The following is a 15,149-nucleotide window of genomic DNA, read 5'->3' on the forward strand; positions in this document are numbered from 1 at the left end:
GAATTACTTCGGCTCGTCCATCATCTTCGGAACTTCGAAGGTGCCGGCCTTGATCTCCGCCCGCTTGGCCTCCATCGCAGCCTCGGCTTCAGCAGGCGCCACGCCCTTCACGAAGACGATGTCGCTGCCGCCTTCCTTCATCAGGCCGTAGGACGTGTAGTTTCTGCCGACCGGTTTTCCGGCCGCAACATCGGCGATCGCAGCGTCCAGGATCGGGCGGAAATACCACATGGCGTTGGCGAACACCGTATCGGGATAACGCGGCGTATAGTCGATCAGCGAGCCGACCGACTTGATGCCGCGTTCCTTGGCAGCATCGGCCGTGCCGATGCGCTCGCCGAACAGGATGTCGGCGCCGGCGTCGATCTGGGCAAGACCGGCTTCGCGGGCCTTCGGCGGATCGAAGAAGGTGCCGATGAAGGAGACGAGGTGTTTTGCGTCCGGGTTGACCGCCTTGACGCCCGCCGCGAACGCATTGATCAGCATGTTGACCTCGGGGATCGGAATGGCGCCCACCGACCCGACGATATTCGACTTGGTCATCTTGCCCACCAGCATGCCAGCAAGATAGGCGCCGTCATGGTTCCAGGTGCCGAAGACGCCGAAATTGTCGCCGGCCTGCTCGCCGCTCGAACCCAGCACGAAAGCGGTGTCGGGATAGTCGGTCGCGACCTGCCGGGCCTCTTTCTCCACCGCATAGGCCTCGCCGATGATCAGCTTGTTGCCCTGTTCGGCATATTCGCGCATGGCGCGCGGATAATCGGTGCCGGAGACTCCTTCGGAGAAGACATATTCGATCACGCCTTCCTTGGCCGCGTCCTGCAGGGCCTTGTGCAGACAGGAGTTCCAGGCATTTTCGACCGGCGACGCATGAATGCCGGCAACCTTCAACGGCGCAGCCGCCCTTGCCAGCGGGGCAAAGCCGCTGACCCCAAGTGCAATGCCGGACGCGATCACTGCCCGGCGTGAAATCAGGATATCTTTGGTCATTGATTGTTCCCCTTTTTTACCATTTGGTTCAAAAATCATAGTAGCGCCCAAAAATGTGTCAAGCAGGAAACAGGCTTAAAAATCAGGCTGTTCGACCCATGCTCGCCGCCGGCTCATCGAAACGCGGAGGCGATGGGCTGGATTTACAAGGTGTTATGTCTTGGCGTGACGACGTCGGCACGATATGCAAGGATCATTGGGGTTAGGGGACATGAAATGGGGGAAAAAGAGGGCGCCTCGCGGCGACCGATCGCGAGCCGGTCGTCGTCCTGGGCTATCGGCCTCAGCGCGTGGCTGGCGCGGAGCGGCGCGACACCGAACGGCATTTCGCTTTTATCGGCCGTATTCGCGGGTATAGGCGCAGCGCTCATCGTTTTCACAACACATCCGATTGCCATGGTTTGCGCCGCGATCTCGGTGCAACTGCGGCTCGTCTGCAATCTGCTGGACGGAATGGTCGCGATCGAAGGCGGGAAGAAAACCAAGAGCGGGCCGATCTACAACGAATTCCCCGACCGGGTCGCCGACAGCCTGTTTCTCGTCGCGGCTGGCTATGCCTGCGGCTTTGGCTGGCTCGGCTGGTTGGCTGCGCTGCTCGCCGCACTCACCGCCTATATCAGGGTCTTCGGAGGATCGGTCGGTCTTCCCCAGGACTTCAGCGGCGTCATGGCCAAGCAGCGGCGCATGGCGGTACTGACGGCGGGCCTGCTGGCCCAGAGCGTCGAGACGCTGATATCAGGCAGCCACTGGTCGCTGATCCTGGCATGCGCGGTCATCGCGGCCGGCAGCCTTGTCACCTGCATCACACGCACGATAACGCTTGCCCGTTCCCTGGAGAGACTATGATCGCGCTCATCCGTCGCCTTCTCGTGCTGTTCGTCCGTATCCTGGTCGGCGCCCGAAGCGAGTGGCGGGGCTGCGCGCCCGATCCCCGCCGCCGCATCTATTTCGCCAATCACAACAGCCATGTCGATACTGTCGCCGTCATGGCCGCCCTGCCGTGGCCGGTGCGCCGGCTGACCCATCCGGTGGCCGCACGAGACTATTGGGGAACGAGCGCACTTCGCCGCTTCATCGCGGAGAAATGCCTGCGCGCCGTCCTGATAGACCGCAAGCCTCCGCCGGACAGCAACCCGCTGGAGCCTCTCGAGCGCCTGCTCGAAGAAGGCCGTTCGATCCTGATTTTTCCTGAGGGAACGAGAAGCGCCACCGATGAGATCGCCCCGTTCCGCAGCGGCATCTATCGCCTCGCATGCCGTTTTCCGGATGTCGATCTGGTGCCGATCCATCTCGACAACCTTCAGCGCATCCTGCCGAAGGGAAGCATGCTGATCGTCCCGATCACCTGCACCGCGCGCTTCGGCAAGCCGCTCCGCGTCGAACCAGGCGAGGAAAAGGCCGAATTCCTGGCCCGCGCCCGCGCCGCGGTCATTGAGCTCGCGGATGGGGGGCATGCCGCATGACCAGCCTTTTCTCCATCGTGCTGGCCGCCATCCTCGGCCTGCTTGCCGTCGCCTCGGCCATCGGTTTTGCCCTTCAGCGGCGCGCGACCGAACCCGGCTCCGTCGCCACCGTCCAAAACCTCAACGCCCGTATCCGCTCCTGGTGGATCATGGTCGCGGTGTTCGGCGGCGCGATCCTGCTCGGCGACACGGCGACGGTCATCCTGTTCGCATTCCTGTCCTTTATGGCGCTTCGCGAATTCTGGACGCTGACACCATCGCGGCGCGGCGATCATCTGGCTCTTTTCCTGTCCTTCTTCGTTGTGCTGCCGCTGCATTACGTGCTGCTCGGAACGGAGTGGTACGGCCTGTTTGCGATCTTCATCCCGGTCTATGCCTTCCTGATCCTGCCGGCTGTGGCGACCTTGACGGGTGACGTCAACGAATTCCTCGCCCGCAGCGCCAGGGTTCAATGGGGATTGATGCTGACGGTCTATTCGATCAGCCACGCTCCCGCCCTGCTTATGCTGGAGACCGGCACCCCGCCGGCGCTTCTTCTCGTCTATCTGGTTGTGGTCGTGCAGCTCAGCGACGTTTTCCAGTATGTCTGGGGCAAGCTCCTCGGAAAGCACCGCTTCTCGCCGAACATCAGCCCGTCGAAGACGATCGAAGGGCTGGTCGGAGGCGGCGCCTCGGCCATCCTCGTCGGAACGCTGCTTTATCGCCTGACGCCGTTTTCGCCGCTGCAGGCCGCTGCCATCAGCACGGTCATCGTCGTCGCTGGTTTCTTCGGCGGTTTCGTGCTCTCGGCCATCAAGCGCGATCTCAATGCCAAGGACTGGGGCTATGTGATCGAGGGCCATGGCGGCGTGCTTGACCGCCTGGACTCCATCACCTTCGCAGCGCCGCTGTTCTTTCATATCGTCCGCTATTGGTTCACCACCTGAGAATTCGGCCGATCGTTTAAAACCGGTCAATCTCCTCGAGGCTCTCGAACACCCGGCGCTGAACGTCCCGCTCCTGCTTGCCGATGGCGGTCATCAGCTTGCCCATCGTTCCCCGCAGGCCGTGCAATTCGTCGACCAGCTCCATGACGATATCGACGCCGGCTTCGTTGACACCCATGTTTCCCATGAGGTCCAGGATCAGCCGGGCGCGTGCGACGTCGGCGTCGCGAAATTGCCTCTGGCCGCCCGATGTCTCCGGGATCAACCAACCCTGTTCGATCCAGAGGTCGAGCTGGACGATGTCGATTTTCAAGTAAAGACGGAATTCGAGATCATCCATAATCAAGCCTCCATGTTTTTTCTCGGATCGTAAGAGTTTGCCGTCGCCCATTCCTTCATCAAGTCCGTCAGCCGTTCATCCGGGGCGTCGGGCAGCACGATCTTCAGCGAGATGTAGACGTCGCCGTGTCCGCCGCCGCGTTTTGGAACACCTTTGCTCTTGAGACGCAGGACCTTGCCCGTGTTCGAATGAGGCGGCAGCGTCAGATTGACCGGTCCCGACGGCGTCGGTACGCGAACCTTGCCGCCAAGCACCGCCTCACTGAGGGAGATCGGCAGTTCCAGGCGGATATCGTCGCCGTCGCGCGTGAAGAAGCGGTGCGGGCGCACACGGATTTCGATCAGGGCATCGCCCACCGGCCCACCGCCGATGCCCGGCTCGCCCTTGCCGCGCAGCCGCAAGGTCTGGCCGTCGCGCGTTCCCGGCGGGATCTGTACGTCGAGCGCCGGACCATTCGGCATCTTGACCTCGGTCCTGGTGCCGTTGACGGCCTCGAGAAAGTCGACCTCCATGGAAAATTGCCGGTCACGGCCACGACCACGGGTCTGGCCGCCGCCGGCACGACGTGAAAAGAAGCTGGCGAAGATATCGTCGGCATCGCTGAAATCGGCAAAGCCGGCGCTATTGTGGTAGGGATCGCCAGGCCCGCTCTTCGACGCGTAGTCGCGGTAATAATTGCGCTGCGCCCGCTCGGCGCCGGTTATATCGATCTCGCCGCGGTCGAAGCGTCCGCGTTTTTCCTCGTCACTCAAGATCTCGTAGGCCGTTGAAATTTGCTTGAACTGTTCCTCGGCTTTTTTGTCACCGGGGTTAAGGTCGGGGTGAAGTTTCTTGGCGAGCTTGCGGAACGCGCTCTGAATATCCTTTTGCGTCGCATCGCGTTTCACGCCCAGAAGCTCGTAGGGATCCTGGCTCATACATATCTCCGGTCGGGCAGCGAATACTGCTGGTTGGCTTTGGGGATGATATAGGTTGTCGGGCCGCCGCCGGGGAGGGGAGGCCGGCCGCTCTGATCGACTTCATCAATCCGCAGCGGAACTATATCAACGCCGCGTCTTCCACTTGAGGCGCCGAGCCTTCAAGCGCGGGATCGGGTCGCCGATCGATGAGAACCGAGCACCCGGCGTGGCGCACGACCTTCTCGACGATCGAGGAGAAGACGTAGTCGGTAATATCCGTCACATGGGATGAAACCAGGATGAGATCGGCCGATTTCTCCCTTGCGACGGAGACGAGCAGGGAGGCGGCAACGCCGATACGAACCTCGATCATCGCCGGAATTCCCAGCTCCTTGCAGAGCGATGCTAGTTTCCTTTCGGCGTCGACGATGGCGGTCGTTTCGAATTCCTCGGGAAGCTCCGTCAGGTGACGGCGGGGGATATTCTCGATGACGTGCATGACGACGATGCTTCCGCCTTCGTCCATCAGCGCGGCAGCCCGGCGCAGAAGGCGGCTGGCCGTTTGGCGGGGACCCATGCCGATGCCGCAGATGATCGTCCGATACATTTGAAATCCATATCCTCGAATGCGAATGATAGCACCGATCATACCGGTGTCGACCGTCCCGGCATTGACGAATATCAAGAAAAAGTGCCGCAACGGCAGCGCGCACGAAGCGGCCAGCTCTTAGGAAGGGGCTCCGGCTGAATCGTCGCAGTTGACGATATGGCCATTAGCAACAGTTCTAACCCGATGATGTCATTGATTGAGGTTCACATGCCGGATTTTGCGATTATCGGATCGGGCGCGATGGGAAGTGCCGTCGCCAAACGGCTGATCGACCACGGCGCTACGGTGCTGACTTATCTCGACGGCAGGAGCGAGCAGACGATTGCGCGGGCAAAGGCAGCCGGCATGGTGCCGGTCGACCGCCAGGAGCTGACGAAGGCCGAGCTGATCCTGTCGATCGTTCCACCGGCGGAGGCGATCAAGGTCGCCGAACTCGTCGCGGACATATCGTCGGGGATGCAGGCGCCGCCGCCCTTCATCGACCTCAACGCGATCGCGCCGAAAACCATGCAGGCTTTGGCGGCACGCTTCGAAGGCAGCGGCGTCGAGGTGCTTGACGGTGCGATCATCGGCGGGCCGCCGGTCACCGGCAAATCAGGTCCGACCATCTATATCAGCGGCGATATTGCGGAGCGAAGCCGGCCGCTCGAGGATTACGGCCTGCGAATCCGCAGGCTCGACGGACCGCTCGGCGCCGCCTCGGCACTGAAGATGTGTTATGCCGGCATCAACAAGGGATTTGTCGGCCTTGGCACCGCCATGCTGCTTGCCGCATCGCGTTCCGGTGCCGCCGAAAGCCTGAAAGCCGAACTCTCCGAAAGCCTTCCCGACGTCGACCGCAAGCTGTCGGGATCCATACCCGACATGTATCCGAAAGCCTATCGGTGGGTCGCCGAAATGCAGGAGATTGCCGATTTCCTTGGAGAAGATGATCCGGCAGCGACCATCTTCCGCGGCATGGCGGACGTCTTCTCCAGGATGGCGACCGACGTGGAGGGCAGCCGCGTGCTCGTCGGGCAGTTGGACGAGATCATGGCGCTCCCTGGAACCGACAACTGATCGCGATGGTCGAGCTGTTGCTCGCGGCTGCCGGCGCCCCACATCGGTGGAGCCGGCAGCAGGCTTCGTGCCCAATCCAGGCCATGCCTATATCGTCGCGAATTGTTCGACCTGCGCCCGGATCGCAACCTCGGTCGGCAATCGCTCCATTGAACTCGCGCCGTAAAAGCCGTGGCAACCCTTGCAGCGGGCGAGCACATAGGCCGCATCCGCAGGCATGGCGATCGGCCCGCCATGGCAGAGCACGATGACATCCTGGCGCACCGCCCTTGCGGCATCCGACCATTCGTTGATCTTTTCCACACATCCATCGAGCGTCAGCGCCGATTCAGCGCCGATCGCGCCGCCGGTGGTCAAGCCGAGATGACAGACCACGATGTCCGCGCCGGCTTTGGTCATGGCAACGGCGTCCTCGCTGGCGAAGACATAGGGCGTCGTCAGCATGTCCTTGGCGTTTGCGCGGGCGATGATTTCGATTTCCAGATCGAAACCCATGCCTGTCTCTTCGAGATTGGCGCGAAACGTTCCGTCGATCAGTCCGACGGTCGGAAAGTTCTGGATGCCGGCAAAACCCATTGCCTTCAGCTCGTCGAGGAAGTGATCAGGCAGCATGAAGGGATCGGTACCGTTGACGCCGGCAAGCACCGGCGTGTGGCGCACGACCGGCAAGACCTCGCGGCCCATTTCTTTGACGATCTCGTTGGCATTGCCATAGGCGAGCAGGCCGGCCAGCGAGCCGCGCCCGGCCATGCGGTAACGGCCGGAATTGTAGATGACGATCAGATCGATGCCGCCGCCTTCCTCACTCTTGGCGGAAAGGCCAGTGCCGGCGCCACCGCCGATGATCGGCCGGCCCTCGGCGATTTTGCGGCGAAGCTTGCTCAGAATGTCGTCTCGGTTGATGCGGGTCAAAACTCTCTCCTCAGGCATGGATCTCATGGAAGCCGGTAACCAGTGCCGTGGCAAATTCCAAGCTGTTGATATGGGCGTCTATCTCGACGAGGCGCCTGTTCGGCGCATCGCGCCAGCCGGCACGAATGGCGGAAAACAGCGCCGCGTCGGCTTCGGGGTCATGGAATGGCTGACCGGCAGCATCGATCGCCGAAACACCCTGAAGCGGCAGCAGGAAGCGGACCGGACCCTGCATCCGGTTGAGCCGTTCGACGATGAAGGCACCGATCCTGCAATTTTCCTCCGGGGTGGTGCGCATCAGGGTGACCTGCGCGTTGTGGACGTGAAGCCTGCGGTCGCGGAAGGGCGCCGGCACGGTGTCCCGCGCGCCGAAATTCACCATATCCACGGCGCCGACCGAGCCGATATAGGGCAGCCCCGTGCGGATGATGGCGCCGAAGCGATCTTCGGTCGCCGGAAAGACGCCGCCGATGAGAAGGTCGGGCACCTCAGTCGTCGTCACGTCGATCACGCCCTGCAACAGACCGGAATCGACAAGTTTCTCCATCGACTGGCCACCGACGCCAGTCGCATGGAAGACGTAGATTTCATGCGTCTTGCCAAGCATCTCGCGGATCTGGGTGACGCAGGAGGTGGTGACGCCGAACATAGTCATGCCGATGCCCGGGCGATCATCCCTAGAGGGGGTGATGGCGTTGCGGGCCATGCCGGCTACCGCATTTCCGGCATTGCCGATCACTCTGCGCGAGATCGCATTCAAGCCCGCGACGTCGACGACCGAATACATCATGGTGAGATCATTCGGGCCGACATAAGGCGCCACATTGCCCGAGGCGACCGTCGAGACCATCAGTTTCGGCACACCGATGGGAAGTGCCCGCATCGCCTCGGTTACAAGCGCGGTATTGCCGGTTCCACCGAGGCCGAGGACGGCGCCGATGTCGTTGCGCGATTTCAGAAACGCCGTCAGTGCCTTGGCCATGGCCGAAACCGCCGTTCCCCGATCGGTCTGCCCGAGCATGGCCGCCGCGCCCTCGGGATGAAATTCGGCGACTTCGCGCGCCTGGATATCGGCGCCGGCGCCTTTCCCAACCGTGCCGACATCGACCAGCACGGCATTGGCTCCGGCCGCAAGAACCACCTCTTTGGCATAGTTCAGTTCAGCGCCTTTGGTGTCGCAGGTGCCGACGATATAGACCTTTCCCATTGGTTTTCCTCCTCTTTCTGATCGATCTTCGACTTTCTTCCGAAAAAACCTCGAGTTTTATATTTTCCATATTGTATATTCTTTCGTATATTGCATACTTGATCAACGAAAGCCAGACGGAAATGGAGACCATGAACGCACCGCGCCACCTCACTCTTCGCGAGCGGATCTACGAGGAAATCGTTCGCCTGATCGTCTCCGGCGAGCTACCGAGCGGCGTCTCGATCGACGAAAAGGAATTGACGGAACGCCTGCAGGTCAGCCGCACGCCGTTTCGCGAGGCGATCGGCACGCTCGCCAAGGAAGGGCTGATCGAGATCAAGCCTTATCGCGGCTTCTTCGTGCGCAGCTTCACGCCGAAGGAGATCGACGACCTCTACGAGCTGCGCAAGACGCTCGAATGCTTCGCCGTCGAGCTTGCCGTGCCGCAGATGAGCGACCGGCATATCGCCGGCTTCGAGCGCATCCTGGATGAGGCGGTGGCGGCACTCCGCCGCGGCGACATGGAGACCTATGGCATTCGCGACAAGGAATTTCACGAGACCATCGCCGAGCTTTCGGGAAGCGCGCCGCTGATCGAAACGCTGGCGCGGCTCGCGCTGCAGATCCAGATCTGCCGCTCGATCGCCAATGAGAGCCGCGATCTGGCCGAAAGGGCAGCTGAGGAGCGCGATCAGATCCTGCAGGCTTTCAGGGCGCGCGACATCCCACGCGCCAAGGCCCTGATGCACGCGCATATCAGCGATGTACAGCAGGCCGTCATGGCACGGTTTCAGAAAGAGAATCCGGCGCGTTAGCCGGCCGGAATGCCGGATAGAGTGCCAGATGGAAGGAGAGGGAGGTCTCCTTTTCAACAACGGAAAACGTGGCCGCGGAGCGGCCCGGGAGGAGGGAGCAATGCTGAAATTTCTTACCCGCAGCACGGCACTGGCCGCGATGATCGCCATAAGTTCGCCAGCGCATGCCGAAACCCTGAAGATGTGGGGTCCGGAGCAGATCACCGAACCGCTGGTCGCGCAGCTGTGGAACGGCATCAAGGCCGATTTCGAAAAGGCCAATCCCGGCGTGACCGTCGAGTTCATGCCGCCGACCGGGACGATCAGCAACGGCGCGGTGCAGGCGGCAATCCAGTCGGATGCCGGCCCTGATGTGATCCTCACCAATTCCGGCATCGGCCGCATCAGCGTCGTCAGGAATGCCAAGCAGGTCATGCCGCTCACCGAGCAATATGAAAAGCGCGGCTGGAACGATGAGATCTATCCCTGGCTCTACACCGAGCTGAAGGGCCAGTTCGGCGGCGAGATCTACGAGGTTCCCGACGGTCTCGATGCGCTTGGCATCTGGTATCACAAGGATATTTTCGAAAAGGCCGGCTGGACGATCCCGGCGACCTGGACCGAATTCGAAGCGCTGATGAAATCGATCCATGAGACCGGCCTGCAGCCGATCGCCATCGGTCCTCGCACGACGGGCAGCGCCGGCCACCTCTTCGGCAATCTGCTGCAATCTGCGAGCGGCAAGGAAGTGATCGGCAAGGCGCTGCGCCGCGAGATCGCCTGGGACGATCCCTCGGTCGCCGCCGGCGCCATCCGACTGCAGAAGTTGGTCGAGGCGGGCTACATCAAGAAGGAAATGGCAGGCCTCGATCTCGATGGCGCTTCACGCCTCTGGTTCAACAAGCGCGCGGCCATGTTCGTTGCCGGCCCGTGGTTCACCGCCAATGCCCGCAAGGCAGGCTATGACCTCACTAACGCCGGTTACGCGCCCATGCCTTCCGACATCAAGGGTGCGGCGATGCCGACCGGCGGTGTCGGCTGGAGCTGGCTGGTGCCGGTCAATTCCAGGCAGCCTGAACTCGCGGCGAAGTGGATCGACTTCATGCTGTCGGATGCGGTGATGAAGAAACGCGCGCAGGATCCGGCAAGCACGATGATCTATCCGCGCGAAATCCCGGGCGTCGAGCCGCCAACCCCTGTACTGAAGGATATCTTCGCCACTGCCGCCAGCGGCGTCGGCTACAATCCGAGCGTCTATCTGCCCGGCACCGTGCTCGACACCTACTTCCAGGTCATCCAGGGCCTGATCTCCGGCCAGATCGGCGGCGAGGACGGCATGAAGCAGATCCAGGCGAAGATGGCAGAGGCGAAGTAGTGGTTATTCGCGAAACGCCCGGAAAGGTCGTGGCTCCTCTCAGGGATGCGTCTGCCTTGGCGGGACATACGGGCGGCATATCAGCCCGTATGTCCGAACGCCGAACGGCCAGGGCTGCCTCATCTGATGGCTCATCCAATGGCGATGCCCGCACCGCATTGTGGCTGATGGCGCCGGCGCTCGCCCTTTATGCCGTCTTCACCCTGCTGCCGATCGCCGCCACCTTCTGGCTGAGCTTCAACAACTCCGCAGGCTTCAATACTTCCGCCAGCTTCGTCGGCTTCGACAACTATGCCAAGGCCGCACGCGATCCGATCGTCTGGAAGAGCCTCGTCCATACCTTCCTCTGGCTGGCCTATCATGTGGTGATGGCAGGTGGGCTCGGCCTGCTGCTGGCGCTTGCCGTCAGCAGGCTGCGGATCACCCAGGTCTTCTTCCGCACCGCCTTCTTCCTGCCGCATCTGGTGTCGCTGGCAGTGGTCGGCGTCATCTGGGCCAATATCTACGATCCGTTCTTTGGCCTGCTGAATACCGCCCTGACGCAGGTCGGGCTCGGCGCCTTTACGCAAGGCTGGCTTTCCGATCCCGCCTTGGTGCTCTTTTCCGTCAATGTCGCAAGCTCCTGGCAGGGTTTCGGCCTTTACATGCTGCTCTTCATCGCCGGCCTGCAGAATATCGACCGCTCGCTCTATGACGCAGCGGAAGTGGACGGCGCCAACGCCTTCCAGAAACTGATCTACGTGACGCTGCCGGGGCTTCGCGAGGTGACGACCTTCGTGGTCTCGCTGGCGATGATCAATGGGCTGAAGGGCTTCGCCACGGTCTTCGTCATGACCAATGGCGGGCCGTTCTACCAGAGCGAACTGATTACCACCTACATCTATCGGCTTGCCTTCCAGTCCCAGGAGCACGGGCTTGCCGCAGTGCTCTGCATCCTGCTCAGCCTGCTTGCGATCACCATCACCATCGTCTTCAACCGCTGGCGCGCGAGGCTTTCACAATGAGCGTCCGTAATCGCGAATGGCCTGTAGCGCTGGCGCTGACCCCGGCACTGATCCTGATCCTTGCCCCCTTCGTCTGGCTGGTGGTTTCGAGTTTCAAGACCGAGGCCGAGATCGGCCAGGCCGATCCCTTCACCTGGCCCGCCGACCTGATGTGGCGGAACTATCTGGATGCGTGGCAGATCGGCGGGTTCGGCGAACTCGTCGGCAACAGCCTCATCAATCTCATCGGCGTCGTCATCCTGTCGCTGATCACCTGTGCACCGGCCGGCTATGCGCTTGCCAAGATCCGTTTTCCCGGCCGGGAATGGCTGTTCTACGCCTTCATCCTCGGCTTGACTGTGCCGGTCCAGGCGATCGTCATTCCGCTCTATCAGGTGCTTTTCGGGCTTAATCTCGTCAACACGCTGACCGGAATCGTGCTGGTACAGGTGAGCAACGGCATCCCCTTCGGCATATTCCTGATGCGGAGCTTCTTCATCGGCGTGCCGGACGATCTGATCGAGGCCGCCAAGATCGACGGCGCCTCGCATCTGCAGATCCTCACCAAGGTCTTTCTGCCGATCTCGACGCCGGCGGTGCAGGCGCTTGTCATCATCAGCGCGCTCTCCACCTGGAACGATTTCTTCCTGCCGCTGATCGTGCTGATCAGTCCCGAGGTACAGACGCTGCCCCTCGGGCTCGTCCGTTTCGCCAGCACCTACGCCTCCGATTACCGCCTGGTTTTTTCCGGGACCGTCATTTCATTCCTGCCGATCATTCTCCTCTACATCCTGATGCAGCGCCGCTTCACCGAGGGGCTGACGCAGGGGGCAATCAAGGGCTGAACCATGTCGCATCACGTCCAGCGGGAAATCCGCTATAATTTCGAATTCGACCATCGCATCAAGGCCTGCTTCATCGGCGCCGGCGGCCATGCCTATCGCAATGTCTATCCGGCGCTGCGTTACGCGCCGGTCGAGCTTACCGGTATCTGCGATCTCGATCTCGGCCGTGCTGAAAAATTCGCCAAGCTCTTTGGCGCGGGCAAAGCCTATACCGATCATCGCGAGATGCTGGAGCAGGAAAAGCCGGAACTGGTCTTTCTCGTCACCGCCTATCATCCTGACGGCCGGGTGCAGGCGACCGATCTCGCACTCGACGCACTTGCATCGGGCGCGCACGTCTGGATGGAAAAGCCGACGGCGGCAAGCCTTGAGGATATCGAAAGACTGCAGGCGGCAAGTGCAGCCACCGGCCGCATGGTGATGACCGGTCTCAAGAAGACCTTCTTCCCGACCATCGAGAAGCTGAGGGACCTGATCGGCTCGCCGGGTTTCGGCAGGCTGACCTCGATCAATGTCCGCTATCCGCAAAGCCTGCCGAGCCAAGAAGACCGTGCCGATCTCGTCAAGATGCAGAGCTTCCTCGATCACATCTACCATCCGGGAGCGATCCTCAACTTCCTCGGCGGCGAGATCGAACGCGCCAGTTATGAATGGGAAGCGCTGACGGGCGCGACCGTTACCAGCCTGCGCTTCCGCTCCGGCGCGATCGGCACGCTGCACCTTGCCGCCGGCCAATCCGGCAGCAGCATCTTCGAGCGGGTCGAAATCATCGGCGAAGGCGCCAACGCTATCGTCGAAAACGGTAGCCGGCTTACTTACTTCCGCAAGGCCGACCTGCCGTCCTATGGCCGCGCCGCGAGCTTCATCCAGCCGGACGAGAATGCGGCGCTGTTCTATGAGCCGGAGCATTCGCTTGGCCAGCTCTACAACAACAACCTATTTTATCTCGGCTATGTGCCCGAAATCCTGCATCTGACGGATGCGATCCTCTCCGGCACGCCGATATCAAGGGGCACGCTCGAAATCGCCCACGAGATCATGAAGCTCTTCGAATTCTACAGACGCACGGATGCCGGCGTCACCACCAATCTCTGACAAGGGAGGGACAGCCTTGAGCGATACCGATGTCATTTTCAGGAAAGCCGGCGGCGAATTCATGCCGACCACCTGGGGCGAACTCAACTGGAAGATCACCGGCGACGGCACGCCCGGCGCCGAGATGACCTTCGGGACCTGCCGCATCAATCCCGGCGAGCGCAACCAGCTGCATTCGCACCCCGATTGCGAGGAAATCCTCTACGTCGTTTCCGGCGATTGCGAGCACAAGCTCGGCGATGCGCTCTATCGGCTCGAAGCCGGCGACGCGATCCGGATTCCCCGCAATGTTCGTCACTGGGCGCGCGCGCTCGGCAGCGAACCGCTCTTCGCCCTGATCATGTTCTCCTCCGGCACCAGAACGGCGGTCAATCATGAAGGCGAGGGCGCGGCCTGAAGTCATCCTGTTCTCGGGGGAGGGAATATCATGGCGTCGATTGCGCTTCACAACATCCGCAAGTCCTACGGCAACCTGCCGGTCATCCACGGCGTCGATGTCGATATCGAGGATGGCGAATTCATCGTGCTCGTCGGACCGTCCGGCTGCGGCAAGTCCACGCTGTTGCGCATGATCGCCGGCCTGGAGACGATCTCGGGCGGCCGGCTTTCGATTGCCGGCCGCATGGTCAACGACCTGCCGTCGAAGGAGCGCGACATTGCCATGGTGTTCCAGAGCTATGCGCTCTATCCGCATCTGACGGTGGCCGAGAATATGGGCTTTTCCCTGAAGCTGCGCGGTACGGCCAGAGACGAGATCGGCCGCCGGGTGCAGTCCGCCGCAAAGATCCTGGCGCTGGAGCCTTATCTCGACCGCCACCCGCGCCATCTTTCCGGCGGCCAGCGTCAGCGCGTCGCCATGGGCCGTGCGATTGTACGCGATCCGAAAGTGTTCCTCTTCGACGAACCGCTTTCCAATCTCGACGCCAAGCTGCGCGTGGCGATGCGCGCCGAGATCAAGGAGCTTCACCAGCGGCTGAAGATCACCACCGTTTATGTCACCCATGACCAGACCGAGGCGATGACCATGGCCGACCGCATCGTCGTCATGCATGACGGCATCGTCGAGCAGATCGGAACGCCGTTGGAGATCTATGATCGGCCCTCAACCACCTTCGTCGCCGGTTTCATCGGCATGCCGGCGATGAACCTGCTCAAGGGCCGCATCCAGGCTGACGCCCCTTCGATCTTCCGCACCGACAGCGGCATCGCCATGCCGCTATCGCTGCGTCCTGGTTCCGCAGATCCCGGCGAAGAACTCATCTATGGCATCAGACCGGAACAATTCGTCATCGACGATGAGGGCGGAACGCCGGCAAAGGTCATCGTCGTCGAGCCAACAGGCGCGGAGACGCAGGTCGTTGCCCGGATCGAGGGGGCCCGGATCGAGGGCGAAAACGTCAACATGCTGTTTCGCGAGCGCATTGCCGTAAAGCCCGGCGACACGATCCGCTTCGCCTTGCGGTCTGCCAGCGGACATCTGTTCTCAGCCGCGACGGGCAGGCGTCTTCCCGAGGCGGATGTTTGAAGCGGCTGTTTTCTTCAGCTTTGCCAAGGCTCTGACGATTGCGTGAAACCGCGCCGACACCTGTGACAAAACCTCATCGCCTCTGCTATGTCAGGAAAAATGCGGCGGCCCAACCGGCGTCGCGCTCTATCCGATCAATGCCAG

At 61.6% G+C, this 15,149-nt stretch carries 17 protein-coding genes; 11 read left to right on the plus strand and 6 right to left on the minus strand.

Annotated features, from left to right (window positions below):
• Positions 1-3 precede the first annotated feature (3 nt).
• Positions 4-990 carry a BMP family protein gene (locus tag OLZ32_RS26390; RefSeq protein WP_264398515.1) on the minus strand — a complete coding sequence of 329 codons (987 nt, stop codon included), beginning with the start codon at positions 988-990 and terminating at the stop codon, positions 4-6.
• Between the two features lie 216 nt (positions 991-1,206).
• Here OLZ32_RS26390 and OLZ32_RS26395 point away from each other — a divergent pair, with 216 nt between their 5' ends.
• Genes OLZ32_RS26395 through OLZ32_RS26405 form a run of 3 tightly spaced genes read left to right on the plus strand, consistent with a single transcriptional unit; the run spans position 1,207 to position 3,379 of the window.
• Positions 1,207-1,836 (plus strand): CDP-alcohol phosphatidyltransferase family protein, encoded by a 630-nt coding sequence (locus OLZ32_RS26395; RefSeq protein WP_032986949.1) that lies wholly within the window; start codon positions 1,207-1,209, stop codon positions 1,834-1,836.
• Positions 1,833-2,453, plus strand: a complete 621-nt coding sequence (locus OLZ32_RS26400) for a lysophospholipid acyltransferase family protein (protein ID WP_017992339.1) — start codon at positions 1,833-1,835, stop codon at positions 2,451-2,453. The genes OLZ32_RS26395 and OLZ32_RS26400 overlap by 4 nt, the downstream gene beginning before the upstream one ends.
• A complete protein-coding gene (locus tag OLZ32_RS26405; protein ID WP_017992340.1) occupies positions 2,450-3,379 on the plus strand; it encodes a phosphatidate cytidylyltransferase in 930 nt (309 codons plus the stop codon). The genes OLZ32_RS26400 and OLZ32_RS26405 overlap by 4 nt, the downstream gene beginning before the upstream one ends.
• Before the next feature lie 16 nt (positions 3,380-3,395).
• On the opposite strand, the gene OLZ32_RS26410 is transcribed toward OLZ32_RS26405, so the two are convergent.
• From OLZ32_RS26410 to OLZ32_RS26420, 3 genes are all read right to left on the minus strand, one after another.
• Positions 3,396-3,719: a chaperone modulator CbpM gene (locus tag OLZ32_RS26410; protein ID WP_264398516.1), complete on the minus strand. Its 324-nt coding sequence runs from the start codon at positions 3,717-3,719 to the stop codon at positions 3,396-3,398.
• Between the two features lie 2 nt (positions 3,720-3,721).
• Entirely contained in the window at positions 3,722-4,636 is a 915-nt protein-coding gene (locus OLZ32_RS26415) for a DnaJ C-terminal domain-containing protein (protein WP_003549335.1), read from the minus strand.
• Between the two features lie 121 nt (positions 4,637-4,757).
• On the minus strand, positions 4,758-5,225 hold the full coding sequence (locus tag OLZ32_RS26420) for a universal stress protein (protein ID WP_264398517.1): 468 nt from the start codon (positions 5,223-5,225) through the stop codon (positions 4,758-4,760).
• A gap of 159 nt (positions 5,226-5,384) precedes the next feature.
• On the opposite strand from OLZ32_RS26420, the gene OLZ32_RS26425 reads away from it, so the two are divergent.
• Positions 5,385-6,287 carry an NAD(P)-dependent oxidoreductase gene (locus OLZ32_RS26425; protein ID WP_264398518.1) on the plus strand — a complete coding sequence of 301 codons (903 nt, stop codon included), beginning with the start codon at positions 5,385-5,387 and terminating at the stop codon, positions 6,285-6,287.
• An 87-nt stretch (positions 6,288-6,374) separates the two neighbouring features.
• Here the strand turns inward: OLZ32_RS26425 and OLZ32_RS26430 are convergent, their stop codons facing one another.
• Both OLZ32_RS26430 and OLZ32_RS26435 read right to left on the minus strand, forming a co-directional pair.
• Positions 6,375-7,217: a phosphoenolpyruvate hydrolase family protein gene (locus OLZ32_RS26430; RefSeq protein WP_406648936.1), complete on the minus strand. Its 843-nt coding sequence runs from the start codon at positions 7,215-7,217 to the stop codon at positions 6,375-6,377.
• On the minus strand, positions 7,210-8,406 hold the full coding sequence (locus OLZ32_RS26435) for a Tm-1-like ATP-binding domain-containing protein (protein WP_264398520.1): 1,197 nt from the start codon (positions 8,404-8,406) through the stop codon (positions 7,210-7,212). Before OLZ32_RS26435 ends, OLZ32_RS26430 begins: the two co-directional genes overlap by 8 nt.
• A 131-nt stretch (positions 8,407-8,537) precedes the next feature.
• On the opposite strand from OLZ32_RS26435, the gene OLZ32_RS26440 reads away from it, so the two are divergent.
• From OLZ32_RS26440 to OLZ32_RS26470, 7 genes are all read left to right on the plus strand, one after another.
• The gene (locus tag OLZ32_RS26440) at positions 8,538-9,203 is read left to right on the plus strand and encodes a GntR family transcriptional regulator (RefSeq protein WP_003549344.1); all 666 of its coding nucleotides are present in this window, start codon (positions 8,538-8,540) and stop codon (positions 9,201-9,203) included.
• A 100-nt stretch (positions 9,204-9,303) separates the two neighbouring features.
• Complete coding sequence (locus OLZ32_RS26445; protein ID WP_264398521.1) at positions 9,304-10,557, plus strand: ABC transporter substrate-binding protein; 1,254 nt, start codon at positions 9,304-9,306, stop codon at positions 10,555-10,557.
• A 56-nt stretch (positions 10,558-10,613) separates the two neighbouring features.
• Positions 10,614-11,561: a carbohydrate ABC transporter permease gene (locus OLZ32_RS26450; protein WP_264398522.1), complete on the plus strand. Its 948-nt coding sequence runs from the start codon at positions 10,614-10,616 to the stop codon at positions 11,559-11,561.
• A complete protein-coding gene (locus tag OLZ32_RS26455; RefSeq protein ID WP_264398523.1) occupies positions 11,558-12,385 on the plus strand; it encodes a carbohydrate ABC transporter permease in 828 nt (275 codons plus the stop codon). Before OLZ32_RS26450 ends, OLZ32_RS26455 begins: the two co-directional genes overlap by 4 nt.
• 3 nt (positions 12,386-12,388) lie before the next feature.
• The gene (locus OLZ32_RS26460) at positions 12,389-13,480 is read left to right on the plus strand and encodes a Gfo/Idh/MocA family protein (RefSeq protein WP_264398524.1); all 1,092 of its coding nucleotides are present in this window, start codon (positions 12,389-12,391) and stop codon (positions 13,478-13,480) included.
• 16 nt (positions 13,481-13,496) lie between these two features.
• The gene (locus OLZ32_RS26465) at positions 13,497-13,877 is read left to right on the plus strand and encodes a cupin domain-containing protein (RefSeq protein ID WP_003549350.1); all 381 of its coding nucleotides are present in this window, start codon (positions 13,497-13,499) and stop codon (positions 13,875-13,877) included.
• Positions 13,878-13,907: 30 nt separating this feature from the next.
• A complete protein-coding gene (locus tag OLZ32_RS26470) occupies positions 13,908-15,005 on the plus strand; it encodes an ABC transporter ATP-binding protein (protein WP_264398525.1) in 1,098 nt (365 codons plus the stop codon).
• Positions 15,006-15,149: the final 144 nt, after the last annotated feature.

This window comes from Rhizobium acaciae (assembly GCF_025941625.1).
Classification (GTDB): domain Bacteria; phylum Pseudomonadota; class Alphaproteobacteria; order Rhizobiales; family Rhizobiaceae; genus Rhizobium; species Rhizobium acaciae.

Excerpts from the sequence above, each read along its gene's own strand:
- OLZ32_RS26390 (WP_264398515.1), bottom strand. The coding sequence starts at position 990 with ATGACCAAAGATATCCTGATTTCACGCCGGGCAGTGATCGCGTCCGGC.
- OLZ32_RS26395 (WP_032986949.1), top strand. The coding sequence starts at position 1,207 with ATGGGGGAAAAAGAGGGCGCCTCGCGGCGACCGATCGCGAGCCGGTCG.
- OLZ32_RS26400 (WP_017992339.1), top strand. The coding sequence starts at position 1,833 with ATGATCGCGCTCATCCGTCGCCTTCTCGTGCTGTTCGTCCGTATCCTG.
- OLZ32_RS26405 (WP_017992340.1), top strand. The coding sequence starts at position 2,450 with ATGACCAGCCTTTTCTCCATCGTGCTGGCCGCCATCCTCGGCCTGCTT.
- OLZ32_RS26410 (WP_264398516.1), bottom strand. The coding sequence starts at position 3,719 with ATGGATGATCTCGAATTCCGTCTTTACTTGAAAATCGACATCGTCCAG.
- OLZ32_RS26415 (WP_003549335.1), bottom strand. The coding sequence starts at position 4,636 with ATGAGCCAGGATCCCTACGAGCTTCTGGGCGTGAAACGCGATGCGACG.
- OLZ32_RS26420 (WP_264398517.1), bottom strand. The coding sequence starts at position 5,225 with ATGTATCGGACGATCATCTGCGGCATCGGCATGGGTCCCCGCCAAACG.
- OLZ32_RS26425 (WP_264398518.1), top strand. The coding sequence starts at position 5,385 with ATGGCCATTAGCAACAGTTCTAACCCGATGATGTCATTGATTGAGGTT.
- OLZ32_RS26430 (WP_406648936.1), bottom strand. The coding sequence starts at position 7,217 with ATGCCTGAGGAGAGAGTTTTGACCCGCATCAACCGAGACGACATTCTG.
- OLZ32_RS26435 (WP_264398520.1), bottom strand. The coding sequence starts at position 8,406 with ATGGGAAAGGTCTATATCGTCGGCACCTGCGACACCAAAGGCGCTGAA.
- OLZ32_RS26440 (WP_003549344.1), top strand. The coding sequence starts at position 8,538 with ATGAACGCACCGCGCCACCTCACTCTTCGCGAGCGGATCTACGAGGAA.
- OLZ32_RS26445 (WP_264398521.1), top strand. The coding sequence starts at position 9,304 with ATGCTGAAATTTCTTACCCGCAGCACGGCACTGGCCGCGATGATCGCC.
- OLZ32_RS26455 (WP_264398523.1), top strand. The coding sequence starts at position 11,558 with ATGAGCGTCCGTAATCGCGAATGGCCTGTAGCGCTGGCGCTGACCCCG.
- OLZ32_RS26460 (WP_264398524.1), top strand. The coding sequence starts at position 12,389 with ATGTCGCATCACGTCCAGCGGGAAATCCGCTATAATTTCGAATTCGAC.
- OLZ32_RS26470 (WP_264398525.1), top strand. The coding sequence starts at position 13,908 with ATGGCGTCGATTGCGCTTCACAACATCCGCAAGTCCTACGGCAACCTG.